24 protein-coding genes, 1 tRNA gene and 1 pseudogene are annotated in these 22454 nt (G+C 66.6%); 2 read left to right on the top strand and 24 right to left on the bottom strand.

Going from position 1 to position 22454, the window contains the following annotated elements:
• Window position 1: 1 nt before the first annotated feature.
• From DC366_RS06710 to DC366_RS06675, 8 genes are all read right to left on the bottom strand, one after another.
• Complete coding sequence (locus DC366_RS06710; RefSeq protein ID WP_108691448.1) at window positions 2-415, bottom strand: phage major tail protein, TP901-1 family; 414 nt, start codon at window positions 413-415, stop codon at window positions 2-4.
• A 22-nt stretch (window positions 416-437) separates the two neighbouring features.
• Window positions 438-845, bottom strand: coding sequence for a DUF3168 domain-containing protein (locus DC366_RS06705; protein WP_108691447.1), 408 nt, complete (start codon window positions 843-845; stop codon window positions 438-440).
• Window positions 842-1180, bottom strand: a complete 339-nt coding sequence (locus DC366_RS06700; RefSeq protein ID WP_108691446.1) for a phage head closure protein — start codon at window positions 1178-1180, stop codon at window positions 842-844. The genes DC366_RS06705 and DC366_RS06700 overlap by 4 nt, the downstream gene beginning before the upstream one ends.
• Window positions 1180-1779 carry a head-tail connector protein gene (locus DC366_RS06695; RefSeq protein ID WP_108691445.1) on the bottom strand — a complete coding sequence of 200 codons (600 nt, stop codon included), beginning with the start codon at window positions 1777-1779 and terminating at the stop codon, window positions 1180-1182. Before DC366_RS06695 ends, DC366_RS06700 begins: the two co-directional genes overlap by 1 nt.
• A 265-nt stretch (window positions 1780-2044) precedes the next feature.
• Window positions 2045-3235, bottom strand: a complete 1191-nt coding sequence (locus DC366_RS06690; RefSeq protein ID WP_108691444.1) for a phage major capsid protein — start codon at window positions 3233-3235, stop codon at window positions 2045-2047.
• Window positions 3236-3271: 36 nt separating this feature from the next.
• Entirely contained in the window at window positions 3272-3826 is a 555-nt protein-coding gene (locus DC366_RS06685) for an HK97 family phage prohead protease (protein ID WP_108691443.1), read from the bottom strand.
• Between the two features lie 21 nt (window positions 3827-3847).
• On the bottom strand, window positions 3848-4087 hold the full coding sequence (locus DC366_RS06680) for a GTA head formation protein, RCAP_rcc01685 family (protein ID WP_108691442.1): 240 nt from the start codon (window positions 4085-4087) through the stop codon (window positions 3848-3850).
• Window positions 4080-5279: a phage portal protein gene (locus tag DC366_RS06675; RefSeq protein WP_108691441.1), complete on the bottom strand. Its 1200-nt coding sequence runs from the start codon at window positions 5277-5279 to the stop codon at window positions 4080-4082. The genes DC366_RS06680 and DC366_RS06675 overlap by 8 nt, the downstream gene beginning before the upstream one ends.
• A gap of 193 nt (window positions 5280-5472) precedes the next feature.
• Here DC366_RS06675 and DC366_RS06670 point away from each other — a divergent pair, with 193 nt between their 5' ends.
• Window positions 5473-6075 (top strand): dimethylsulfonioproprionate lyase family protein, encoded by a 603-nt coding sequence (locus DC366_RS06670; protein ID WP_108691440.1) that lies wholly within the window; start codon window positions 5473-5475, stop codon window positions 6073-6075.
• Between the two features lie 50 nt (window positions 6076-6125).
• Here the strand turns inward: DC366_RS06670 and DC366_RS20455 are convergent.
• From DC366_RS20455 to DC366_RS06605, 13 genes and pseudogenes are all read right to left on the bottom strand, one after another.
• A pseudogene (locus DC366_RS20455) lies at window positions 6126-7503 on the bottom strand (DNA-packaging protein).
• On the bottom strand, window positions 7406-7747 hold the full coding sequence (locus tag DC366_RS06660; protein ID WP_108691439.1) for a hypothetical protein: 342 nt from the start codon (window positions 7745-7747) through the stop codon (window positions 7406-7408). The pseudogene DC366_RS20455 and the gene DC366_RS06660 overlap by 98 nt, the downstream one beginning before the upstream one ends.
• Window positions 7748-7971: 224 nt before the next feature.
• Window positions 7972-8874: an energy transducer TonB family protein gene (locus tag DC366_RS06655; protein WP_108691438.1), complete on the bottom strand. Its 903-nt coding sequence runs from the start codon at window positions 8872-8874 to the stop codon at window positions 7972-7974.
• Complete coding sequence (locus tag DC366_RS06650) at window positions 8871-9257, bottom strand: ExbD/TolR family protein (protein WP_108691437.1); 387 nt, start codon at window positions 9255-9257, stop codon at window positions 8871-8873. Before DC366_RS06650 ends, DC366_RS06655 begins: the two co-directional genes overlap by 4 nt.
• The gene (locus tag DC366_RS06645) at window positions 9254-9604 is read right to left on the bottom strand and encodes a biopolymer transporter ExbD (protein WP_108691436.1); all 351 of its coding nucleotides are present in this window, start codon (window positions 9602-9604) and stop codon (window positions 9254-9256) included. Before DC366_RS06645 ends, DC366_RS06650 begins: the two co-directional genes overlap by 4 nt.
• A 22-nt stretch (window positions 9605-9626) precedes the next feature.
• Window positions 9627-10277 carry a MotA/TolQ/ExbB proton channel family protein gene (locus DC366_RS06640; protein ID WP_108691435.1) on the bottom strand — a complete coding sequence of 217 codons (651 nt, stop codon included), beginning with the start codon at window positions 10275-10277 and terminating at the stop codon, window positions 9627-9629.
• On the bottom strand, window positions 10274-10699 hold the full coding sequence (locus DC366_RS06635; RefSeq protein ID WP_108691434.1) for a hypothetical protein: 426 nt from the start codon (window positions 10697-10699) through the stop codon (window positions 10274-10276). Before DC366_RS06635 ends, DC366_RS06640 begins: the two co-directional genes overlap by 4 nt.
• 181 nt (window positions 10700-10880) lie before the next feature.
• The gene (locus DC366_RS06630) at window positions 10881-11879 is read right to left on the bottom strand and encodes an oxidoreductase (RefSeq protein WP_108691433.1); all 999 of its coding nucleotides are present in this window, start codon (window positions 11877-11879) and stop codon (window positions 10881-10883) included.
• A gap of 47 nt (window positions 11880-11926) precedes the next feature.
• Complete coding sequence (locus tag DC366_RS06625; protein ID WP_108691432.1) at window positions 11927-13423, bottom strand: M81 family metallopeptidase; 1497 nt, start codon at window positions 13421-13423, stop codon at window positions 11927-11929.
• A 211-nt stretch (window positions 13424-13634) separates the two neighbouring features.
• A complete protein-coding gene (locus tag DC366_RS06620) occupies window positions 13635-14546 on the bottom strand; it encodes a DMT family transporter (protein WP_108691431.1) in 912 nt (303 codons plus the stop codon).
• 29 nt (window positions 14547-14575) lie between these two features.
• Window positions 14576-15421 carry a 3-deoxy-8-phosphooctulonate synthase gene (kdsA, locus tag DC366_RS06615; protein ID WP_108691430.1) on the bottom strand — a complete coding sequence of 282 codons (846 nt, stop codon included), beginning with the start codon at window positions 15419-15421 and terminating at the stop codon, window positions 14576-14578.
• Window positions 15418-16206: a 3-deoxy-manno-octulosonate cytidylyltransferase gene (locus DC366_RS06610; protein WP_108691429.1), complete on the bottom strand. Its 789-nt coding sequence runs from the start codon at window positions 16204-16206 to the stop codon at window positions 15418-15420. Before DC366_RS06610 ends, kdsA begins: the two co-directional genes overlap by 4 nt.
• Before the next feature lie 66 nt (window positions 16207-16272).
• Window positions 16273-17265: a KpsF/GutQ family sugar-phosphate isomerase gene (locus DC366_RS06605; RefSeq protein ID WP_108691428.1), complete on the bottom strand. Its 993-nt coding sequence runs from the start codon at window positions 17263-17265 to the stop codon at window positions 16273-16275.
• Window positions 17266-17329: 64 nt separating this feature from the next.
• On the opposite strand from DC366_RS06605, the gene selD reads away from it, so the two are divergent.
• Window positions 17330-19576, top strand: a complete 2247-nt coding sequence (gene selD, locus DC366_RS06600; protein WP_243405057.1) for a selenide, water dikinase SelD — start codon at window positions 17330-17332, stop codon at window positions 19574-19576.
• Here selD and mnmH read toward each other — a convergent pair.
• The 3 genes from mnmH to DC366_RS06585 all read right to left on the bottom strand — a co-directional run bounded on the left by mnmH (window position 19563) and on the right by DC366_RS06585 (window position 22308).
• The gene (mnmH, locus tag DC366_RS06595; protein ID WP_341476685.1) at window positions 19563-20633 is read right to left on the bottom strand and encodes a tRNA 2-selenouridine(34) synthase MnmH; all 1071 of its coding nucleotides are present in this window, start codon (window positions 20631-20633) and stop codon (window positions 19563-19565) included. The two genes, selD and mnmH, sit on opposite strands and share 14 nt — an antisense overlap.
• Window positions 20634-20639: 6 nt before the next feature.
• Window positions 20640-22061 (bottom strand): mannose-1-phosphate guanylyltransferase/mannose-6-phosphate isomerase, encoded by a 1422-nt coding sequence (locus DC366_RS06590; protein WP_108691427.1) that lies wholly within the window; start codon window positions 22059-22061, stop codon window positions 20640-20642.
• Between the two features lie 161 nt (window positions 22062-22222).
• A tRNA-Leu gene (locus DC366_RS06585) sits at window positions 22223-22308 on the bottom strand.
• Between the last annotated feature and the right edge of the window lie 146 nt (window positions 22309-22454).

Raw genomic sequence — 22454 nt, 5'->3', positions numbered from 1 at the left:
CTCAGATCGCCGTGAAAATCATGCGGCCTGCCGATGCCAGCGACAGCTCATAGGTCGCCTCACCGTCATGCGTGCCGGCATATTCAATCGACGTCACCTGAAACGGCCCCTCGATGATGCCGAAATCAGGGATCACCACCTGAAAGGCGGGCGTTTCACCATCAAAGAAGATTTGCCGCGTCCGTTCATCCGAATCCGCATCGCGGAAAATGCCCGAACCACTGATCGCCGCCGATTTGACGCCGGCACCGCCCAGCAATTCGCGCCAGCCGCCCGCGCTCTCCAGGCTGGTCACATCCACGCTTTCGGCGTTGAAGCTGATGCGCGTCGCGCGCAGCCCCGCCACCGATTCAAAGTTACCGTCGCCCGTCAGATCGACCTTGATCAACAGGTCCTTGCCGTTTTGAACTGCCATGTCTTGTCTCCGCTAATATTGATTAAACCGTGTCCTGAACCCGCGCCCGAAACGTCAGATCGATCCGCCGCAGTGATCCATCCCGCCGCGCCCGCGCCCGGTAGAAATTCAGCGCCACCAGATACCCCCGGTCGAGGCTCAGTTCCGCATCCGTCAGCGCATCGCCCACCGCCGCCGCCGCCTGCTTGGCCGCTGCAAAACCAGCCGCATCGCTGACCACTGACACCGTGAACCGATGCCAAGCGCCACCAGACGTGCCGTCCGACCGGTCACGCACATCCTCCGGCCCCAATGTCACGTAAAGCGAGGGCAAGGCGCCCGCCGGCGGCGCATCGTAAATCGCCCCGCCGACCAGCGCGGACAGCTCCGCATCGCCAATCAACTGCCCGTAAACCGCCGCCTGTAGCGCTGCCGATCCGCCATAGCTCATACCGCCACCTCCTCTTGCGCATAGCAGGTCAGGTAGCGGCCCAAAGGGTCGCGTTCCGTCACCGCTTCGATCCTGAAAATCCGGCCGCCGCCGCGCAGCCGCTGCTCGGGCTTTGGGCGCGAGGGCGCACCCCAGGGCGCCGCGCGAACCGTGATTTTATACCCGGTGCTGGAAACCTGCGCCGCGCCCTCCGTCACCTCGCGCCCCGTGCGCGCGATGATTTCGGCCCAGACTTCGCCAATCGGCTGCCATGTCTCGGCAAATCCGCCCGCACCATCGGCAACCCGCTCAGGCGCTTCCAGCACCAGATGCCGGTTGAGGTTGATATGCTTCATCACATCACCCCCCCGCCCAGCATCCGAACGGTGCGATAGCGCTCAATCAGGCTGGTCACACCAAAAGGCATGCACCCGCCGCCCAGCGCCGTATCGGCGCGATATTCGTAATAATGCGCCGCCAGCAGCAGCACCGCCTGACCCAGATCGGCCGGCAGATCGCCCCACACCGCGCCCATGCCAGCGCGGAACCGAACCACCACAGCGCCGCCCGACGGCACCGGCGGCAAAACCGTGCCCACCGGCATCAAGCGCGGGCGATGCGTGTCCTTCTCCAGCCGGAAATGCGCCGGATCGGCGATCTCCTCGCTACCCGACATATGGCGCAGCACCACATCCTCGATCGCCTTGACCGGTGCCACCGGCAGCGCCTGACCATAGCCGGTACGCCACGCAACCAACTCCCACGAGAATATCCGCTCGATCAGCACCTTGCCGGTGCGCGCCTCGATCGACGCAATCGCCGCCCGTAGAAAACTGGTCAGCACCGCATCCTGCACATCATCGTCCGAAAACCCGGTGCCCAGCCGCAAATGCGCCTTGAACTGGGCCACCGGCAAGGCGGTCTCGGGCACGGCGGTTTCTTCAATCAACATCATGGAATAACTCCGATTAAGCGTTTCGCAGAAAGCTTGGGTCATGGTTTTTGCGAAACGCTGCGCAACGTTCACGCGGTGTGCGGCGTTTCGAGCCATCCCTGAACCAGGGCTATTTCGAAACGCTTCAGTCCCGGATCCCTCCGGTGGTTCAGGCGCGCGCCGCCCACGTTGCTCGGACGGAGGGGAGCAGCTGGACAACGCATCAAGTGACTGGCGGCGCACGCCCCGGGCGAGGGCAAATCCCCCCGCCCGATCCGCGCCTCGCTTAAGAGGTCGCGAATTTCAGCAGCTTGATCGCCGCATAGTCGCTGACATCACCGCCGACGCGCTTGGTCGCGTAGAACAGCACATGCGGCTTGGCGCTGAAGGGATCGCGCAGAACGCGCAGGTCCGGGCGCTCGGCCACGGTATAGCCCGCACCGAAATCACCGAACGCCACCGACAGCGAACCGCTGGCCATATCCGGCATGTCCTCGGCGATCAGCACAGGATAGCCCAGCAGACGCGCAGGCTCGCCCGCCGCCAGACCGTCGGACCACAGGAACCGGCCATCGGCATCCTTCATCTTGCGCAAGGAACCCGCCGTTTTCGAGTTCATGACAAAGCTGGCATTGGCGCGGTATTGCGCCCCCAGCGCATAGACCAGATCAATGACCGCATCTGCACCGTTGAAATCGCCATCGGCGCCGGTCGGCACATAGCCCAGATTGCCCCAGGTCCAGACGTCGTTGTCGACCGTCGGCTTGGTCAGGAAACCGGTCGGCTTGTCCACACCGTTGCCCATGACAAACGCCGCCGCCTCGGCCCGCGCAAACTTGTCGGCGATTCGGCCAGCCAGCCAGCCCTCAATGTCAAAGGCCGAATCGTCCAGCAAACGCTGCGACGCTTTGGGCAGCGCGCTCAGCTCGTGCAGCGGGATGGTGATACGGTCAATGCCGGGTGTCGCTGTCTCGGTCACGCCCGCCGTCTCGGTTGCCCAGCCATGGCCGACATCGCCATGATCGATCAGCACGTCAAAGCTGGTCGCCTCGACCGCCACGACATTGGCAATCGCCCGGATCGACGCCGTGCTGCTCAGCACCGACTTGATCGCGCCCGCCGTCTGCGGGTCCACCAGATAGCCGCCATCGCCGGCGATGGTGGTGCCCAGCGCCTTGCCTTCCAGCTCCAGGCCGCGCAGCCCGTCATCGTCGCCCGAGCGCAGATAGGCGTTGAATGCCTTCTGATGCGGGGCAGGGCCGTCATTGCCGCCCGCCAGAACAGGACGTGCAGGCACAAAGGATTTACGCTCAATCATGGTCATCTTCTCTTCTTGCTGTTTCAGTCGTTCTTCGATCCGGGCCTGAAAGCCCTTCAATTCGTCCACAAAGCCCGCCACGGCAGACTTCACTTCGGCCACCGGCGCGTGCCCATCGGACACACCTTTCCCGGCACCGGAATTTCCGGTTTCACTCATCACCTGCTCCTTGTTCTGGTGTCTCTTTGCCCGGCGTTATCCGCGCGCCAGTTCCCGGCCCGCGGCACTGAACGTCGCCGCCAATTCACGCAGATCGCCGCCATCCAGGGAATCGCCCTTGGCCGCCACCCGCGCACTGGGAAGCATGGGGAACGTCACCAACGACACCTCCCAAAGCTCCAGTTCCTGCAAGAGCCGCTGGCCCTTGTCATTCTTTGTCGCCCGCACCGTGCGATAACCGATGCTCAGCCCGTCAATCGCGCCCGCGCCGATCAGCGCGGCCGCCTCTCGGCCACGGCCCACGGCCTCCAGCAGACGCCCCTTGACGTATAGCCCGCGCTTGTCCTCGCGCACCTCGTCCCAGACGCCGATGGGCTGCGCCGGATCGTGCTGCCACAGCATCTTGACTTGGCGGCTCTCGGCGCTCAGCCGCGCCAGCGACCTGGCATAGGCACCCGCCACAACCACATCGCCGCCCTGATCGGTATCGCCGAAATAGCTGGCATAGCCTTCGATCCCCACACCGTCCTTGACGGTCAAATCCGCATCGAACCGCGCGAATTTTCGCTCCAGCCCCGTATCAAAATCCATAAACCTCATCCTTTCAAACCCTCACGGCAGCGCCACAATCAGCGGCTGCAACGCCTGCGCCACGATTGCGCCCGCTATCCCGTAAACCGCCAGCCACAGCCGCCGCTCCAGCCGTTCCATCGCCTCTTCCAGCTTCTTCTGCCGCTCCGCGACCGCCTGAAACTTCAACAGGGCAACCCGCTCGTTCGCCTCCAGCCGCAGCGCCGGCGCACAATCGAACGCCTCAAAGCCATAACGTTCAGACCTGCGCTCCTCATCCATCCGCGCACCCAGGTTCGGGCAGGGCGGGCAGCCCCAGCAGCGACCGTTTCTCGCCTTCCGTCAGAAAATCGGCCCCAGCCACCCGCGCCCATTGCGCATCCCGCTCAGCGGCCAGCGCGGGCACCTGATCCAGATCCGGCTTCAGCTCCAGACACTGCCCCTCGAACCCGCTCAGCCAGTCCGACAGGCTTGCCGCCACACGGCTCGCCAGCGGCAGAACCGTCAGCCTGAAAAACGCCCGGTTCGCCTCCTGATAGTTCGAATAGGTCGCGTCCCCCGGCACCCCCAGCAGCATCGGCGGCACCCCGAAGGCCAGCGCGATCTCGCGCGCCGCGCTCTCCTTGGTTTTCTGAAACTCCATGTCCGAGGGCGAGAATCCCATCGGCTTCCAGTCCAGCCCGCCCTCCAGCAGCATCGGCCGTCCGGCATTGCGCGCGCCCTGATGATGGCTCTCCATTTCGTCCACCAGACGCTGGTACTGATCGGTGCTCAGGCTGCCCTGACCCTCGGCACCGCGATACACAATCGCTCCCGAGGGCCGCGCCGCGTTATCCAGCAGTGCCTTGGACCAGCGGGATGCCGAATTATGCACATCCACCGCCTGCGCCGCGGCCTGCATGGGCGACAGCCCATAATGATCGTCCTGCGGATGAAAGCTCTTGATATGGCAAACCGCCGGGTGACCCTGGCTGACATCAAACCGATGCTTGCGCCCGGCCACCGCATATTCATAGGCCACCGGCCAGCCATCGTTGCCCGGCACCACGCTCATCCGGTCCGAACGCAGCACATGCAGCTCCACCGGCGCGCCAGCCGCATCGCCCACCGCCTCGACATAGGCGTTCCCGGTCAACAGCAGCTGCCCATAGAGCGCCTCCAGCAGCTCGGCCCGCCCCTGCGCCGGGTTTGGGCGGCGCATCAGCGTCAGCATCGGATGCTCGGCAAACCGCTGCTCGCTATCCTGCAAGACCAAGGGCAAGGACGCCGCCGCTTCCGCGATCATCTTGACGCAGCGAAAGCCCACCGGATTGGCTGCGAACCCCTGCCGCGTCAGCGTCCCGCTGTCGCGCGCGCCCCAGACAGCGCGGTTCGCGCCGTGCCACGCCATGACCCGGCCCGCCGCGCTTGCCTTGGCTTCGGGCGGCGTTGGCTGCTCTTGCGCCGCGCCCTGCCGAAAGAAGTCCATGATCATCTGCCGCTCTCCTTGCTGTTTCGCGCCGGATCGTGGCGACTGCGCTTGATCCGCTGTTGAAGGCATCAGACACCTAAAAGTTTAAGAAATCTGAACAGGACCGCGCGCCGGCCCGCCCAACGTCTGAAACACCAGCAAACACTGGCATTCGAGAAAATCTGCCGCTACCCTCGTCCAAAACGGAGGCCCGCCCATGCGACCCGAATCCCTGTCGGATTTCCTTGACGCCGCCCGCGCTGCCTTCGCCGCGCATGTGACCCACCCGGACGCAACAGCCTCGCTGTACCGCATCTTCACCGCACTCGAATCGCCCGGCGAGATGTCACAAACCCCCGGCGCGCGGATCCCGGCCTGCGCTCATCTTGCCAAGGCGACCGGCCTTGCGCATTTTGCTGACCCGTCCCTGCGCCGCCTGATCGAAACATTCGCCAAGCTGGAGCCGGACCTCCAATGGCGCCCCCGCAGCGGCGATTGCACCAATGCCGGGCCGGGCTTTGCCGAAAACCACGCCAACGCCTACATCGTCGGCCCCGGCGGCATCGAGCGGCGCAGCGACGTCTGGATCGGCATGTCGCTGGTCGCGCCCAACATCCGCTACCCCGACCACACCCACCCACCCGAGGAGACTTACCTCGTCCTCAGCCCCGGCCAGTTCATGCAAGGCGAAGGCAACTGGTTCGAGCCCGGCATCGGCGGCTCGCTCTACAACCCGCCGGGCATCCTGCATGCCATGCACTCCGGCGATGCCCCGCTGCTCGCCCTCTGGGCGCTATGGGCCGAACCCAAGAACCGCTGACAAACAAAAAAGGGGCGCAACGATCACCCGCTGCGCCCCCTTCAAACCCGTCAAACCGCCCGCACCCTCGGATGTCGCCACTTCGCCGCCGGTTCAATCATCAGCTCATGCAAGGCCCAGACCAACGCATCGACGCGGTCCGGGCTGCCCTTGCCCTCGAACCCCTGCACCGTCATTGCGCACATCTGGTCCTCCAGATCGCCCAAGCCCCGCATATGATGCACGCGCCCCTGCTCATACAGCGCCGCCACAGGCTCCGCCCGCGCCACCTTGCCACGCGACGCATGAACGGCCCTGACCGGCACCATAGGGTCGATCTGGCGGATCACCTCCGTCACCATATCTCCCCCCTGATTGACCTCCGCCACCAGCCGCTCCGCCCCCCAATCCTGCATCGCCCGCACCGCCGCAGCCGCCCATTTCGCGGGGCTAGCGGCACTCACAGACGCATCCGCCAGCACATAGGCGCGCCAGTCCTGCACCGGCCCGCGCGTCACAGCCCCGACCACGACGATCCCGCATTCGTCCGACTTGGCGCCCCCCGTCACCGGCGGATCGACCGCCACCACGATCCGGTCCATCTGGGGCGCCAGATCCACGCGCGCCGCCTCCAGCGCGCTGGTCGTCCACAGCGCCCCTTCGGCATCCTCCATCAAAATACCGTCCAGCTCCTGCCGCCCCAGCCGTGTTCCGGCATAGCGCGCGCGCACTTCCTCCAGAAAACTTTCCGCCAGAAACGCCTTGTTCGCCTCGGTTGGCGCGCTCGTCACGACGGTCGATGGCGACTTTAAGAGTTCCTTCAACACCCCCACATTACGCGGCGTCGTCGTCACGCAGACCCTCGGTCGCTCTCCCAAACGCAGGGCAAACTGCAACATATCCCACGTCTCGCGCGCCTTTTTCCACTTGGCCATCTCGTCCACCCAAGGCCCCGTCAAACTGCGGCCCGCGCAGCCCCTCCGGCTCATGCGCGGAGAACACCTGCGCAATCGCGCCATTGGGCCAGACCAGACGCCCCTTCGTCGCTTGCCATTCAGGCCGCCGGTCGGGCGGCGAGCAGGCCAGTATCCCGCTCTCGCCGAACACCATGACGTCCCGAACCTGCGCCACCGTCTCGCCCACCAGCGCCAGCCGCCTGCATGGCCCGGCATCCAGTGGCGTCGCCCCCTCAACCATGCTGCGCACCCACTCGGCCCCGGCGCGGGTTTTCCCCGCGCCGCGCCCGCCCATGATCACCCAGGACCGCCAGTCGCCCTCGGGCGGGAGCTGATGCTCCATCGCCCAGAACTCGAACAGATAGGGCAGCGCCAGCAGCTCGCCCTCGTCCAGACTATCTAGGAAAGCGTCCCGGACATCTGGCTCTTCTGAGGCGATCCAGTCGGCACCCGATCGAATCCCGTGCGGCGTCCATGTCGAGCGCGTATCCATTGACGATCCCCTGCTCTTTCTTTTTGCGTTGCTCAAGTTGTGTCTCCGCTTCGATTGCCATTTTCAGCCACTGCCGGATGTCGCCCAGTATCCGGCTCTGGCTCTTGATATCGTCGAACTGCTGCGCCCTGACCTGTTCTGACAGGGCCTCCAGATCCTCGCACATGCCGCGCAACTGGCGCTCCAGCGTGGTGACAGTTGCGCTCAGACCCGAAGGGCCCTCTTCGGGTGTTATCAAACTCATTCTTGATCACTGCCTCATGCGATTGCGTTGCTTGCCCCACCGCCCGCGCGAAATGAAAAAGCGACCGCCGGGGAATACCCCCCGGGGCCGCTCGCTCACTTCTTCCAGCATGTCACAACCTATACGCGAAACCGTTCGCCGAGTCAATCCCAAACCGGTTGCGCATTCCCTCTAACAGTCCGTAACCATTACACTTTATTAACCCCTGCGCCGGGCGGGCGCGGCTAGCGGCCCTCGATGCTGATCGAGAAACTGCGCTGCGCCCCCGGCGGCGGCGGCGGAAATGGCGCCGCCCGCTGCACCATGCCGACGGCCGCGCGGTCCAGTGCGCCCGATCCTGAGCTGCGCGCGACAGATACCCCGGCCAAACCTCCTGTGCCGGACACGGAAAACGCCACCACCGCAGTGCCGCGCGCGCCGACCCGTGGCCGAGCGACCCGCGACAGGCGCTTCATCACAAGGCCCGGATAGTTGCTCACCGCCGCGTTGCCCGAGGATGCCGCCGCGCCTTGCGCCGCGCCTGAATCTGCGGCCTCGGCCTGATCGTTGCCCGTCGCCGCACCGCGAACCTGATTCTGTTCGGCATTGCCGCGCGGTTGCGGCTTGGGCTGGCGCGGCTTTTCCGGCTTCGGCGCCGGTTTTTTGACAACCTGCTCGTTCTTTTTCTCGAAATCCGCGCTGCGCCGCTTGGGCCGGAGCGACCGGCTCACCGCCTGATCCTCCTCGGCTTCGACAACGTCCTCGGCTGCTATCGCTTCCGCCGATTCGACTGGCGGCACGGGCGACGGCTCCGGCGTCGCAATCATCGCAGCAGCATCCTCTGCCGGTTCAGACGTCAACGGTTCGGGCTCCAACGGCTCGGAGACAGGCGGCGTCTCAACAGGTTCCGCGGGGATCGGCTGTAGCGCCTCCAGCGCGTCCGGCTCGATCACCTCTTCGGTCGCGACCGCCTCCAGCGTGCCCACCGCCATATCGGCAAAGCTGGTGCCGATCCGCGCCTCCTGCGCCCCGGCACCGCCTTCCATCTCGACCTCGTCCTGCGCCATCAGCGCCCAGCCGAGAGCCGCGTGAATGACGACCGCCAGAACCAGGGCCAGCACCCCGAGGCTGCGCGACGCGGCAATCATTCCAGCCCCCTTTCGGTAACGATCAGAACCCGCTCCGCCCCCGCGCTGCGCAACTCGCGCGTGATGCGGATCAGATCGCGGGCGGGCAGATCGCGGTCGGGTATCAGCCGGACAGCAGGGGCCGCCCGGTCCTCCTGCCGCGCCATGAAGGCCGCGGGCGACAGGATCTGCGTTCCGCGATAGCTCAGCGTCGCGTCCTCGTGGATGACCAACGCATCGGGCGCCGCGCGCCCTTCCAGATCGGCCGTGCGGATCAGCTTCATGTCGCGGTCCAGGGGCTGGGCCAGCGTGCCTGCCACCATGAAAAAGACCAGCATCAGGAACACGATGTTGATCAGCGCGATGGTCGGCTCGCGCCGGGATTTTTCCCGCGCGCGTCTCATGTATCCCCCAGGACCGTCGGCGCCACGCCCCGCGCGGGCCGCAGCGCGACCAGCAGATCGGTCAGCCGCTGAGACGTCACGCCACCCCGCAGCGAGATCAGCAGCGGCACCGGCGCGCCCGCCTCGTGCGGCAGGGCAGACACCAGCCCGGACAGGTCCAGCCGTTCACCGTTCAGCGTCAGCTCCTCGGCGCCCAGCTGCACAAATAGCGGCCTCGGGTCCGAGGATGCGCCCGCCCCGCCGCCAGCCGCCGAAAGCTCGATTTCCGAGAACTTGGAAAAGGTCGATGTCAGCATGAAAAACAGCAGCAGCAAAAAGATGACGTCGATCAGCGACGTCATCGACAACTTGTTTCGTCTGCGGCGCGGCCTAAACACGTTGCGGCGCGGCCGCCGGTGCCGCGCCCTCCGATGCGCCGCGCGGGCGCAGGACGGTGGCGATCGCGCGCTCGGCGGTCACGCGTTCGCGGTCCATCCGGCCCTCGAACCAGCTCAGCACCAGCGCGGTCGGCATCGCCACGACCAGCCCGACGGCGGTGGTCAGCAGCGCCACCCAGATCCCCCCGGCCAAGAGCGACGGATCCACCTGCGCGCCCGCCTCCTGAAGCGAGCGGAACGCCTCGATCATGCCCAGCACCGTGCCGAAAAGGCCCAGCAGCGGCGCCAGTTGCGCCACCGAGTCGAGAAACCGGAATCCCCTTTCAAGCCGCGCGAACCGCGTCTCGGCCTCCGCCGTCAGGCGCGGCGTGTCCACCGCGTCCGAGCTGAAGGCCATGTCCACCACCGGCGCCAGATAGCTTTTCGATTCGTTCAGCGCCGCCCGCGCCCCGGCCCGGTCGCCCCGGTCCCACGCCTCGACGGCGCGGCTCAGCGCCGTGTGTCGCCCAACGCCCGCGGCGGCGAATTGCCATGCCTTGTAAATCATCGTCGCCAGCGTCACGACCGATACCGCGATCAGCAGCAGCACGACGGGCCCGCCGAGATCCGCGATCTGGCGCAGCGGCTCCAGCACGGCGTTCATCCCTGCACCTCGATATCCGTCCGCGAATGCGTCAGCATCCCTGCCTCGCAGGCCAACGGCTCCAGCTCCGGCGCCTCGCAGGTGCTGGCCCCGTTGATCAGGATGCGGCTCAGCCCGTCGCAGGCAATGCCCGGCACCGAAAATTGCCGCACGCGCGGGCGGGCCGCGGGCAGCGCGCCGAAATTGAACAGCGTCAGGCGTTCCACCTGGCCCGTGACATCGAACAGGACCGCTTCGTACACCAGCTTGTCGATGGGGCTGTCATGGCCGTTGATCACCAGAAAGGTCAGCTTGCAGCCAGCATCGCTGGCCTCGGCCGCGTTCAACTCGACCGAGACGGCCTTGCCGATCTCGGTCTCGTCCGCCGCGGCCGGCAGCGCCGCTCCCAGCAGCAGACAGGCCAGCGCCGTTCGCAATATCATGGCATATCCTTTCGCAGTGACGGACCGGGCGTGGTTCGCTTTGGCATGGACACACCATATTCGGCAAAGCAAATCAATACCCGATTAAATCTATCGGAAATCACGCTTGCCCGGTCAACGCATGAAAAAGGGCGCGCCGATTATCCCGGCGCGCCCTTTGACGGGTCAGAATGCAATCGCGTCAGGCGTTCACGTCCACCACGACGCGGCCCTTCACCCGGCCCTTCAGGATATCGCGGCCGAGCTCTGGCAGATCGCCCAGCGTCGCGGGCTGAACCATCGCCTCCAGCTTGTCCATCGGCAGATGCAGCGCGATGCGGCGCCATGCCTCGACGCGGCGCGCGTAGGGCTGCATCACCGAATCGATCCCCAGAAGGTTCACCCCCCGCAGGATAAAGGGCGTGATCAGCGCCCCCTCGATCGGTGCGCCGCCCGCAAGCCCGATGGCGGCAACCGAAGAGCCGTATTTCATCTGCTTCAACACCCGGCCCAGCATCGGCCCCGCCACCGCATCGACGCAGCCGGCCCATTGCTCGGCTTCCAGCGCCTTTTTCGTAATTTCCGTCAGATCCTCGCGCGGCACGATCTGGCTCGCGCCCAGATCGCGCAGGTAATCGCCGGTCTCGGGTCGGCCCGTCACGGCCGCCACCTTGTAGCCCAGCTGCGCCAGCACGGCGACGGCAATGCTGCCCACGCCGCCCGCCGCGCCCGTCACCAGCACCGGATCGGCGCCGGGCGTCAGGCCGTGATCCTCCAGTGCCATGATCGCCAGCATTGCCGTCAGCCCCGCAGTGCCCACCGCCATCGCGCGCCGCGTATCCAGCGCGTCCGGCAACGGCACCAGCCAGTCAGCCTTGACGCGGGCCTTTTGCGCATAGCCGCCCCAATGCGCCTCGCCCACGCGCCAGCCGGTCAGAATGACCTTGTCGCCGGGCTTGTAGCGATCATCGTCCGAGGCCTCGACCGTTCCGGCAAAATCGATGCCGGGCACATGCGGATAACTCCGCACCAGACCGCCCCCCGGCCCGATGCACAGCCCGTCCTTGTAGTTGAGGCCGGAATACTCCACGGCGACCGTCACATCGCCGCCGGGCAGATCGTCCAGCGATATCTGCTCCACCGCGGCGCTCGTCTTGCCGCTGTCTTCGTCCTTCGTCACGACCAGAGCGTTGAAAGTCATGCTGTCATCTCCTTTTCATCGGGCTGGCGCCAAAACGCGCGGCGCCGTCATGTGTTCCGCCCCGGCGACCAGCGCATATCGCGGTCCAGCGGGAAGATCGGCCTTTGCAGTTTCTCGAACGGGAAAAGATCGAAGTTCGAGCTTGTGATCCCCTCACTCGCACATTCCACCAGCGCGCGCGAGAGTGGCGCAAAGACCGGGCGGCAATACATCCGCGATTTCAGGATCAGGAAGCGCGCCTCGATCGGGTCGATCCCTGCGCAGCCGAACACGCCCAGATCCCATGGCTCATGCGGCAATTCCGTCACCAGCACCAATGCACCGCCCGTCTCCAGCACGGCGGCGCGGCCCATGCGGCAGGTCTGTCCGGTGTAAATCGGCCCGCTGACCACATAGGTTCCGTCACTGATCTGTCCCACCGTCCCGGTCAGCGTCAGCGGCGCCTTTGGCGCAAAGCCGGGCAGCGGCACCTTGTTGCCCAGATCCACCATGATCGCCGCGCCCGTGCCGGCAGCGATCATCTGCGCCACGGTTTCGGGATCGCAGATCGGCCCGGCGATGATGCCGCTCATTCCGGCCTCCAGCGCCGCGCGCAGCACATCGACCGTGTCGCAGGTGCCGCCCGACATGCAGTTATCGCCATGATCCAGCAGCAGAACCGGCCCCTCGCCGGGCCCATCGGCGGCGCGCACTGCCTCGGCCAGCGATGTGGCCAGCGGTGCCTCGTCATAGACGAACCCCTCGCGCCCCTCCCAGGCCATGCGCGCCAGATCATCGGCCAGATCCTGCGCGGCGTCGGCGCCCTCGGCCACCGTCACGATGGATACGCCCGTCTCAGCCAGATCGGCGATGGGAAACCCGCCAAAGATCGTCGCGGCATGCAACCCGCCGCGCGCCTCGCCGTCCCGCGCGGCGGCGATCAGATCGGTCATCAGGCATGGCTCTTCGGTGTTCATCTTCAGCGTATGGGCAAGGATCGGGGGATGGCTCAGCGCCATCTTGGGCCGCAGGCCCTTGTGCAGCATCGCATCCACGATCCGGGTCACGTGACGCCCGGTCTCGAACATGTCGATATGTGGATAGGTCTTGAACCCGACGATGCAATCGCAATTCTCCACCATCCGCGGCGTGATATTGCCATGCAGATCCAGCGCCACGCCCAGCGGAACGCCGGGTGCCGCCGCCCGCACGCGCGCCAGCAACTCGCCCTCGCAATCGTCGATGCCGTCCGCCACCATTGCGCCATGCAGATCCAGCAGGATCGCATCGCAGCCGCCTTGCGCCGCCTCCACGATCGGACCCGCCAGCGCCTCGAACACCTCCGCGGTGGCCGGTCCGCTGGGATTGGCCGTCGCCGAGAGCGGCGTGATCAACTCGGCGCCCTCGGCCTCGGCGTATTCGATGAACGCGCCAAAAGCGGTGGCCGAGCCGCGCCCGAAGTCCAGCGCCGCCTGCCCGTGCAGGGGCGCGAAGGCCTCCAGCGGCGTCTTGACCGGCGAGAACGTGTTGGTTTCGTGGTTGAACCGCGCTGCAACGATGCGCATGTGATGCCTCCTTCGGATGATGCAGGGCAGGGCGGCGTCAGACGCCCACACCCAGATAACGGTCACGGGTCTCGGCGTCACGGACGAAATCAGCGGCGCCGAAGGTTAGCACGCTCCAGCGCCTCGGTCGCGGCAAAAGCGCGCCCGCCCAAGAAAGGGCGCCGGAGGCCGGTGCTGTTTTAGGGCTATGGCAACAGGAAATTCCGCTTGTCTAGCTGTTGTGTTTCTGCGGCGGCACCCCGGCCTTGCGCCCGGACAGCGTGATGGTGATCGACAGCACGATCAGCGCCAGCGCCACGATTTTCTGCCACGACACAGGCTCGCCCAGCAGCCAGATCGACGACAGCACGCCCACCGTCGGCGCCGTCAGGATCGAGATCGCGGCCACCGTGGCAGGCAGGCGCCGCAGCAGCACCGCCCAGAGCAGATAGCATGTCGCCATTGGCCCCGCGACGTGGAAGGCAAAGACCGCGACCACCGGCAGCGGCGGCAGGTGCCGCGCGCTCGGCGGCTCCAGCCACAGCGCCAGCGGCCAGGCCAGAACCATCGACAGAACGAAGAACCAGAAGGTCAGCGCCAATGGGCTCAGCGACCATTGCCGCCCCTGCACCAGCACATTTCCGACAGACCATGAAAGCGCCGCAAGCAGCATCAATGTCGGCCCCAGTGGCGACGCGATCAGCGCCGCAAAATCCGCCGAGGCCAGCACGCCCAGCCCGGCCAGCCCGATCAGCACCGCAAGGATGCGCCGCCCGGTCAGGGGATCGCCCAGAAACACCGACGCCAGAACCGCCGTCATCGCGGGCATGGTGTAGGCGATGATCGCCGCGCGCGACGCTTCGGTGAAAAGCTGCCCCAGCGCCGCGAATATGTTGAACCCAAAGAGCACGAACAGCCCCGCCGCCATGATCGGCAACGTCTCGCCCCGCTGCGGCATCAGGCCATGCCCCAGCCCCCGCAAGATCAACAGCAAGACCGCCGCGCCGCCGGTAAATCCCGCCGCGCGCAGCGTGAAGGGCGGCACATCGGTCAGCATGAATTTGACCGCGGGCCAGTTCAGCCCCCACAGCACGCCCACCAGCGCGACAAGCATCAGGGTGAGCGGCGTCAACTTGTCCTGCACGTGATGGCTCCGCTTGATACCCCGGGGCGTTACAGCGCGATGTCGTCCTGGCTCTTGGTCAGATCGTCCAGGCCGCGCAACTGCCCGATCAGTGCCTGCATCTTGTCCACCGGGATCATGTTCGGCCCGTCGCTGGGCGCGTTATCGGGGTCTTCATGCGTCTCGATGAACAGCGCCGAAACCCCCACCGCGACTGCCGCGCGCGCCAGAACCGGCGCAAATTCGCGCTGGCCACCTGATGTCGTGCCTTGCCCGCCGGGCTGCTGCACCGAATGGGTCGCATCAAAAACCACTGGATAGCCGGTGCGCGCCATGGTCGGCAGGCCGCGAAAATCGCTGACCAGCGTGTTATAGCCGAACGATGTGCCGCGATCGCACAGCATGATCCGCTCGTTCCCGGTGCTGGCGATCTTGCCCGCGACGTTGCCCATGTCCCAAGGCGCCAGAAACTGCCCCTTCTTGACGTTGATCGCACAGCCCGTCTCGCCCGCGGCCAGCAGCAGATCGGTCTGCCGACACAGGAACGCGGGGATCTGGATCACATCCACCACCTCGCCCGCAGGCGCGCATTGATGCGCATCATGCACATCGGTCAGCACCGGGCAGCCGAATTCATCGCGGATCTTGGCAAGGATGCTCAGCCCCTCGTCCATCCCCAGCCCGCGCTGGGTGGACAGGGACGACCGGTTCGCCTTGTCGTAACTCGCCTTGAAGATGAACTTCGTGCCGGTCGCCTCGCAAGCCTCGGCAATCCGCCCGGCCATCATGCGGGCATGTTCAAGGCTTTCCAACTGGCACGGCCCGGTGATCAGCGCAAAGGGATGCCTTGCCCCGATGGAAATATCGCCAATGGTGATGCTGCGTGTTTCGATCATTGTGCCTCCAATGCCGCCTCGATGCGGGCGACGTCGCCGGGGTTGTTCAGCTCCCAGAACACCCGCCCGCGCGCGTCCACCTCGACGCAGCGGACCGGGATGCCGGACGCGAGGAAGCGCAGCTGCTCCAGCCCTTCGAGCGTCTCCAGCTCCGATACCGGCGCCTCGACATAGGATTTCAGCGCACCGGGCCGGTAGCCATAGACGCCGACATGGTGAAAGACCGGGATCGGCTCGGGCAGCTTGCCGGGGGCGATGTAGGGCAGCACCTCTTTGGAGAAATAAAGCGCGTTCATACACCTGTCGAACACCGCCGTGGTGCCGCCGACGCGGCCGTTCTGCCGGTCCTCGACGAAATTCTCATAGGTCTGGCGGTCACAGCGCAGCACCGGGGTGGCCATGGAAACAGTCGGATCGGCCTTCATCGCCGCAATCAGCTTTTCCACGAACCACGGGGGCGTCAGTGGCGCATCACCCTGGAAATTCACCACCAGATCGGGTGCCTCGCTGAGCTGCGCCAGCGCATCGGCGCAGCGCGCCGTGCCGTTCTCGCAGGCCTCGGATGTCATCACCACCTCGGCGCCGAACCCGCGCGCATGTTCGGCAATGCGCGCGTCATCGGTGGCCACGTAAACGGCATCGACTCCTTCAATGGCACAAGCCGCGTCCCAGCTCATGCGGATCAGGCTGCGCATGCTGCCGTCCTTCTGGCGCAGTTCCACCAGCGGCTTGCCCGGAAAGCGGGTCGAGGCATAGCGGGCGGGAATGAAGATGACGGTTTTCATGGCGGGCCTTGGCTGCTGTGTCGGTCGCGTTAGAGCATACCGCAGGCGGCTCGGCAATCGCGCCGCTCAGGCCACTCCGGCGCGCAGGCAGTCGTGGATATGCAGCACACCCACAGGGCGGCGCCCCTCGTCCACCACCAGCAGGACCGAGATCTCGCGCTCGTTCATCAGCGCCAGCGCGCTGGCGGCCAGCGTGTCGGGCGTGACGGTCACCGGCTTGCGCGTGGCGATCGCGCCGGCCGTGCTCTCCAGCAGATGATCCATGTTGCGGCGCAAATCGCCGTCGGTGATGATCCCGAACAACGTGCCGCCTGCATCCGTCACGGCCGCGATGCCGAAATTCTTGGCCGACATCGTCAGCAGCGTTTCCTGCATCCCCATATCCGGCGCGACAAGGGGCAGCGAATCCTGCCCGTGCATCAGGTCCGCCACCCGGCTCATCTGTGCGCCCAGCTTGCCGCCGGGATGAAAATCGCGGTAATGCGCCACCTCGAAACCGCGCGCGCGCATCAGCGCCACCGCCAGCGCATCGCCCAGCGCCATCATCATGGTCGTGGAAGTGGTCGGCGCCATGCCCATCGGGCAAGCTTCCGGCACCGGCGGCAGCGTCAGGCGCAGCTGCGCCGCCTTCATCAGCGTGCTGGACGGCTTGCTGGACATGCCGATCATCGGAATGCCGAACCGCGCGCAATAGGCAATCTCGTCCGACAGCTCCGGCGTCTCGCCGGAATTGGACATCAGCAGGCAGACATCGCCCTTGGTGATCATCCCCAGATCGCCGTGGCTCGCCTCGCCGGCATGGACAAAATAGCTGGGCGTGCCCGTGCTGGCCAACGTGGCCGAGATCTTGCGGCCCACATGCCCCGACTTGCCGACGCCCGAGACGATCACGCGCCCCGCCGTGCCAAGGATCAGATCCACCGCCGCGCCGAAATCCTCGGGCAGCGCATCTGCCAACTGGTGCAGCGCGTCCGCCTCCAGCGTCAGGACATCGCGCGCGACCTGCGCGGCGCCGCCGCCCGTGCCGTGCCTTTTGCTCTGCTGATCGTCGCCCGACATGACGTGCCCGCTCCTCGCGTGTTAGAGTCGGGCTCCGGTTTGATGCGGATGGCGCTGCGCGTCAATGGCTTGGCTCTCGACAGTTGCGGCGATCTGGGGCAAATCCTTGGCGGATATGAACGGCGATATCCCCCTCACACGTGATCTGGTGCTGATCGGCGGCGGCCATGCCCACGCGCTGGTCCTGCGCAAATGGGGCATGCGCCCGCTGCCCGGCGCGCGCCTGACGCTGATCGATCCGAACCCAAAGGCGCCTTATACCGGCATGTTGCCCGGCCACATCGCAGGCCATTATCCGCGAGGGGCGCTCGACATCGACCTTGGGCGCCTCGCGCGTTTCGCCGGCGCGCGCCTGATCGTCGGGCGCGCCACCGGCATCGACCGCGCCGCGCGCCGGGTGCGCGTCGAGGGGCGCCCCGACGTGGCCTATGACGTGCTTTCCATCGACATCGGCATCACCTCGGCACCCTTGGATCTGCCCGGGTTCGAGGACTATGGCATCGCGGCCAAACCGCTCGGGCCCTATGCCGACCGCTGGGCGCGGTTCGTCGCGCGGGTTCAAAGCGGCGACAGCCCGCCCGATTGCGCCGTCCTCGGCGGCGGTGTGGCGGGGGTCGAGCTGGCACTGGCGATGCATCACCGCCTCTCGCAGGTGCATGCCGCACCCCGCGTGCATGTCATCGACATCGGTGACGCGCTGACCGGGGTGGCCGCCAACACCGCGCGGCTATTGCGTGCGCAGATGCGGCAGGCGGGCATCGCGGTGACCGAGCGGGCGGAAATCGGCGAAATCACCTGCGACAGTGTCACATTGGCAGGCGGCACGCGCATTCCGGCGGCACTCTGCGTCAGTGCGGCGGGCGCGCGCCCGTGGCCTTGGCTGGAGCAGACGGGGCTGGCATTGACGGATGGCTTCATCGACGTCGGCGCCGATCTGCGCAGCATTTCGGACCTCGCCATCTTTGCCGTCGGCGATTGCGCCTATCTCACCCACGCGCCGCGCGCCAAGGCCGGTGTCTACGCCGTCCGCGCCGCGCCCGTCCTGCATGCAAACCTGCGCGCCGCGCTCACCGAACAGGGCCAAACCCGCCGGTTCGAGCCGCAAAAGCACTATCTCAAGCTGATCTCGCTGGGCCGAAAGGCCGCCATCGCCGATCGCGGCCCAATGGGCCTGCACCTTCCCGGCCTCTGGCACTGGAAGGACCGGATCGACCAGCGCTTCATGCAGAAATTCCGCGACCTGCCCGCCATGCCGCCCGCGCCGCTGCCGCGCGAGACGGCGCAGGGCGCGGCGCAGGAGCTGTCCGATCACCCCATGATCTGCGGCGGCTGCGGTGCCAAGGTCGGCCCCGAGGCGCTGAATGCCGCGCTTGCAGGCGCGCGCACCGGCCAGCGCGGCGATGTGCTGATCCGCCCCGGCGATGATGCCGGCGCGCTGCGGATCGGCGGGCGGGTGCAGGTCATCAGCACCGACCATTTGCGCGCCTTCACCGCCGATCCGTGGCAGATGACGCGCATCACCGCGCTGCATGCGCTGGGCGATATCTGGGCCATGGGCGCGGCGCCGCAGGCGGCGCTGCTGAACCTCGTGCTGCCGCGCATGAGCGGCCCGCTTCAGGCCCGCACGCTGGCCGAAATCATGGCCGCCGCACAGGATGTCATGGCCGCCGCGGGCGCCGAGATCATCGGCGGCCACACCACGCAGGGCGCCGAGCTGACCATCGGCTTCACCGTCACGGGCCTCATGCCGGAGGGGCGCGCGCCCATCGGTCTGGATGGTGCGCGCCCCGGCGACCATCTGATCCTGACCGGTGCGCTGGGCACCGGCGTGATCCTGGCCGCAGACATGCGCGGCGCCGCGGATGGCGACGTGGTGCGCGGCGCGCTAGACCATATGGCGAGCAGCCCCGAAACCGCCGCACAGAGCCTGATATCGGCGCATGCGATGACAGATGTCACCGGCTTCGGCATCGCCGGGCACCTGTTGGCGATCTGCCGCGCCAGCGGGTGCGGCGCTGCGCTGGACGTAGGCCGTCTGCCGCTGCTGGAGGGTGCGCAGGCGTTGCTGGATGCCGGGCACAGATCGTCCCTGCACGAGGCCAATCGCGCATGGGCCGCGCCCGCCCTGACCGGGCTGGACGATGCCGCGCGCAGCGAGATCCTGTTCGATCCGCAGACCGCCGGCGGATTTCTGGCCGCGCTGGCGCCCGACGATGCGGCGCAGGCCCTGCAGACGCTGGCCGCCGGGGGCATTCCCGCCGTTCAGATCGGTGAGATGCTGGACACGCCGCCGCGCATCACCCTGCGTTAGAGCCTGCCGCGCGCCCGATCGCGTCAATCAGGCGGGGCAGCGCGGCCTCCAACGCCGCGTCGTCCAGCGCTGTCAGCTCCACCGCCTGCGGCGCGGTCAGATCATGGCGCGCGCGGGCCGATTCATATCCGGGGTCGTAGTGCTGCACGATCAGCTCACCCGCCAGCGCCGTGAAATCCCGATCATCCACCATCTGTTGCCAGCGATCCACGGTCTCATGCCCGCGCAAATGCCGCAGGAGATCCAGATTCTCCTTCAGCAAATCAGGCTGGCCCGTCATGTCACCATAGGCGCGCGCCAGATACGCCGCCCGCGCGGCGACGGGGGCGGTGACACGCACCGAGGGCGCGCTTTTCATCGCGCCCCACAGGCTGGGCGGCAGGATGCGCGTGCCCACCTTGTGCGACTCGGCCTCGATCACGACCGGGCGGGCCGGGTCCAGCGCCGCGATCCTCTGCGCCAGCCGCCCCTCGAACAGCTTCTGCGTCGGCTGCCCGCCCGGCCGCGCGCCAAGGGCCGAGCCGCGATGATTGGCCAGCCCCTCAAGGTCGATCACCTGCACGCCCTGCGCCTCCAGCAGTTCCAGAAGGCGCGTCTTGGCCGTGCCGGTATTGCCATCCAGCAGAATCGGCGTCAGAGCCAATTCCGCGTCGTAGAGCATATTCACCACCAGCCGCCGATATGCGCGATAGCCGCCGTCCAGCAGCGTGGTGCGCCAGCCGATCTGCTCCAGTATCGAGGCGAACGATCCTGACCGTTGCCCGCCGCGCCAGCAATAGACCAGGGGCCGCCAGCTTCCGTCCTTGCCCGAGAGCGGCCCCTCCAGATGCGCCGCCACGTTGCGCGCAACCAGCGCCGCGCCAATCCGCCGCGCCTTGAAGCGGTCCTGTTGCACATAGATCGTGCCGACCTCCGCACGCTCGGCGTCGCTGAGGCTGGGCAGGTTGATGGCGCCGGGCAGGTGGTCCTCGGCATATTCGGCGGGCGAGCGGGCGTCGATCAGCGTATCGACCGGCAAGTCGGCCAGTTGCGCGATGCTTGCGAGGGACAGCTTCACGACCGGTCAATCGCGGGCATACACATCCTCGTAGCGGATGATGTCATCCTCGCCCAGATAGCTGCCGGTCTGCACCTCGATCAGAACCATCGGCAGCTTGCCCGGATTCTCCATGCGGTGCACGGCGCCGAGCGGGATATAGACGGACTGGTTCTCGGTCAGCAGCTTCACCTCGTCGCCCACTGTCACGCGCGCGGTGCCCTCGACAACGATCCAGTGCTCGGACCGGTGGTGATGGCTTTGCAGGCTCAGCGCGGCGCCCGGATTGACGACGATCCGCTTGACCTGAAACCGCCCGCCGATGGCAAGGCTTTCGTACCAGCCCCAGGGGCGATAGTCGCGCGGCAGCTGCACCGCCTGGGAGGCGCCGCGCGCCTTCAGCGCGGTCACCGCCTCCTTGACGCGCTGGGCCTGCGATTTGTGAGCGACCAGCACCGCGTCATTCATCGCGATCGCGATCATGTCCTTCAGCCCGATCCCGACCAGCTCCAGCCCCGGCGTCTCCGAGCGCAAAAGCGTGTCCTCGCAGGAAATCGCTGTCGCGTGATCCGAGCAGACATTGCCCTGATCGTCCGGCCCCGATTCCATCCAGACGGCATCCCAGCCGCCCAGATCGGACCAGCCGGCCGCGTAGGGCATCACCGCCAGATTGTCAGCCTTTTCCATGATCGCATAATCAATGGAGGTGTCCTCGGCCTCGACCCACGGGCCCGCATCCAGCCGGGTAAAGCCCAGATCGCACGACGCGCCCTGCAGCGCGCGGCCGACGGCATCCAGCATCGCGGGCGCGTGGGCGCGATAAGCGTCAAGCACGGCGCCTGCGGTGAAAAGGAAAATCCCGGCGTTCCACAGGAAATTGCCGTCGGCGACCATCTCCCGCGCACGCGCCTCGTCAGGTTTCTCGACAAACCGGGCAAGGCTTTGCGGCGTGTCTGCCGCCGCATCGGCGCCTTTGGCCAGCTCAAGATATCCGTATCCCGTCTCGGCCCGGTCCGGCGTGATGCCGAACGTCACCAGATCGCCCGCCTTCGCCCGCGGCGTGGCTGCGGTGGCGGCGGCGCGAAAGGCGGCAGCGTCCGGGATCACGTGGTCCGATGGTGCGACCAGCATCAATGCATCCTCGTCGCTTTCGGCCAGCCACAGCGCCGCGGCCAGAACGGCGGGGGCGGTATTGCGGCCTTCGGGTTCGATCAGGATGCCTTGGGGCGCCTGCCTGGTCTGGGCCAGCTGCTCGGTCACGATAAAGCGGAACGGGTCCCCGGTGACAATCAGCGGCGCGGCAAATCCCTCGCCCGACAGGCGGCGGGCCGACGCCTGGAACAGGCTCTCGTCGCCCATGAGACGCGCGAACTGCTTGGGATAGGATTTGCGCGACAGCGGCCACAAACGCGTGCCCGAGCCGCCGCACAAAAGAACCGGATGAATCATCGCGTAACCTTTCCATTCCCTCCATCGGGCACAACGGCCTTGTGCAGCCCGCCCGCGATCATGTCACGGCCGCCCAAAAGCGTCCACGGCTTTGTCCGCGTGCCCGGTCGCGGCTCGCTCAACAAGGCTGCGATTGCAATGACTTGATCTGTCTTGAGGATTGGTGCCCAGGAGAGGACTCGAACCTCCACACCGTTGCCAGTACTAGCACCTGAAGCTAGCGCGTCTACCATTCCGCCACCTGGGCAGGTCACGTGAGGGGCCGTTTAGACCCCGGCAGTGGGCGTGTCAACGGGCTTTTTCATCGGACGCAAGCGCGCGGCATTGCGCAAAGCCGCGTATCACCTTGCCCGCGCGGCCCTGCGCGGGTAGGAGTGGGAGATCACATGCAAG

Origin of the sequence: Pelagivirga sediminicola (assembly GCF_003072125.1) — a bacterium.
In the GTDB taxonomy this organism is placed as follows: Bacteria; Pseudomonadota; Alphaproteobacteria; order Rhodobacterales; family Rhodobacteraceae; genus Roseovarius; species Roseovarius sediminicola.
The sequence above is the reverse complement of the archived record's forward strand: the minus strand, read 5'-3'. Positions and strand labels throughout refer to the sequence as shown.

Coding starts and splice junctions, on each gene's coding strand:
- selD (WP_243405057.1), top strand. CDS start 17,330: ATGGCTTGGCTCTCGACAGTTGCGGCGATCTGGGGCAAATCCTTGGCG.
- DC366_RS06670 (WP_108691440.1), top strand. CDS start 5,473: ATGCGACCCGAATCCCTGTCGGATTTCCTTGACGCCGCCCGCGCTGCC.
- DC366_RS06710 (WP_108691448.1), bottom strand. CDS start 415: ATGGCAGTTCAAAACGGCAAGGACCTGTTGATCAAGGTCGATCTGACG.
- DC366_RS06590 (WP_108691427.1), bottom strand. CDS start 22,061: ATGATTCATCCGGTTCTTTTGTGCGGCGGCTCGGGCACGCGTTTGTGG.
- DC366_RS06605 (WP_108691428.1), bottom strand. CDS start 17,265: ATGTCGGGCGACGATCAGCAGAGCAAAAGGCACGGCACGGGCGGCGGC.
- DC366_RS06650 (WP_108691437.1), bottom strand. CDS start 9,257: ATGAGACGCGCGCGGGAAAAATCCCGGCGCGAGCCGACCATCGCGCTG.
- DC366_RS06640 (WP_108691435.1), bottom strand. CDS start 10,277: ATGAACGCCGTGCTGGAGCCGCTGCGCCAGATCGCGGATCTCGGCGGG.
- DC366_RS06610 (WP_108691429.1), bottom strand. CDS start 16,206: ATGAAAACCGTCATCTTCATTCCCGCCCGCTATGCCTCGACCCGCTTT.
- DC366_RS06660 (WP_108691439.1), bottom strand. CDS start 7,747: ATGAGTTTGATAACACCCGAAGAGGGCCCTTCGGGTCTGAGCGCAACT.
- DC366_RS06695 (WP_108691445.1), bottom strand. CDS start 1,779: ATGATGTTGATTGAAGAAACCGCCGTGCCCGAGACCGCCTTGCCGGTG.
- DC366_RS06690 (WP_108691444.1), bottom strand. CDS start 3,235: ATGAGTGAAACCGGAAATTCCGGTGCCGGGAAAGGTGTGTCCGATGGG.
- DC366_RS06700 (WP_108691446.1), bottom strand. CDS start 1,180: ATGAAGCATATCAACCTCAACCGGCATCTGGTGCTGGAAGCGCCTGAG.
- DC366_RS06655 (WP_108691438.1), bottom strand. CDS start 8,874: ATGATTGCCGCGTCGCGCAGCCTCGGGGTGCTGGCCCTGGTTCTGGCG.
- DC366_RS06675 (WP_108691441.1), bottom strand. CDS start 5,279: ATGATCATGGACTTCTTTCGGCAGGGCGCGGCGCAAGAGCAGCCAACG.
- DC366_RS06680 (WP_108691442.1), bottom strand. CDS start 4,087: ATGGATGAGGAGCGCAGGTCTGAACGTTATGGCTTTGAGGCGTTCGAT.
- kdsA (WP_108691430.1), bottom strand. CDS start 15,421: ATGATCGAAACACGCAGCATCACCATTGGCGATATTTCCATCGGGGCA.
- DC366_RS06630 (WP_108691433.1), bottom strand. CDS start 11,879: ATGACTTTCAACGCTCTGGTCGTGACGAAGGACGAAGACAGCGGCAAG.
- DC366_RS06635 (WP_108691434.1), bottom strand. CDS start 10,699: ATGATATTGCGAACGGCGCTGGCCTGTCTGCTGCTGGGAGCGGCGCTG.
- DC366_RS06625 (WP_108691432.1), bottom strand. CDS start 13,423: ATGCGCATCGTTGCAGCGCGGTTCAACCACGAAACCAACACGTTCTCG.
- DC366_RS06705 (WP_108691447.1), bottom strand. CDS start 845: ATGAGCTATGGCGGATCGGCAGCGCTACAGGCGGCGGTTTACGGGCAG.
- DC366_RS06685 (WP_108691443.1), bottom strand. CDS start 3,826: ATGGATTTTGATACGGGGCTGGAGCGAAAATTCGCGCGGTTCGATGCG.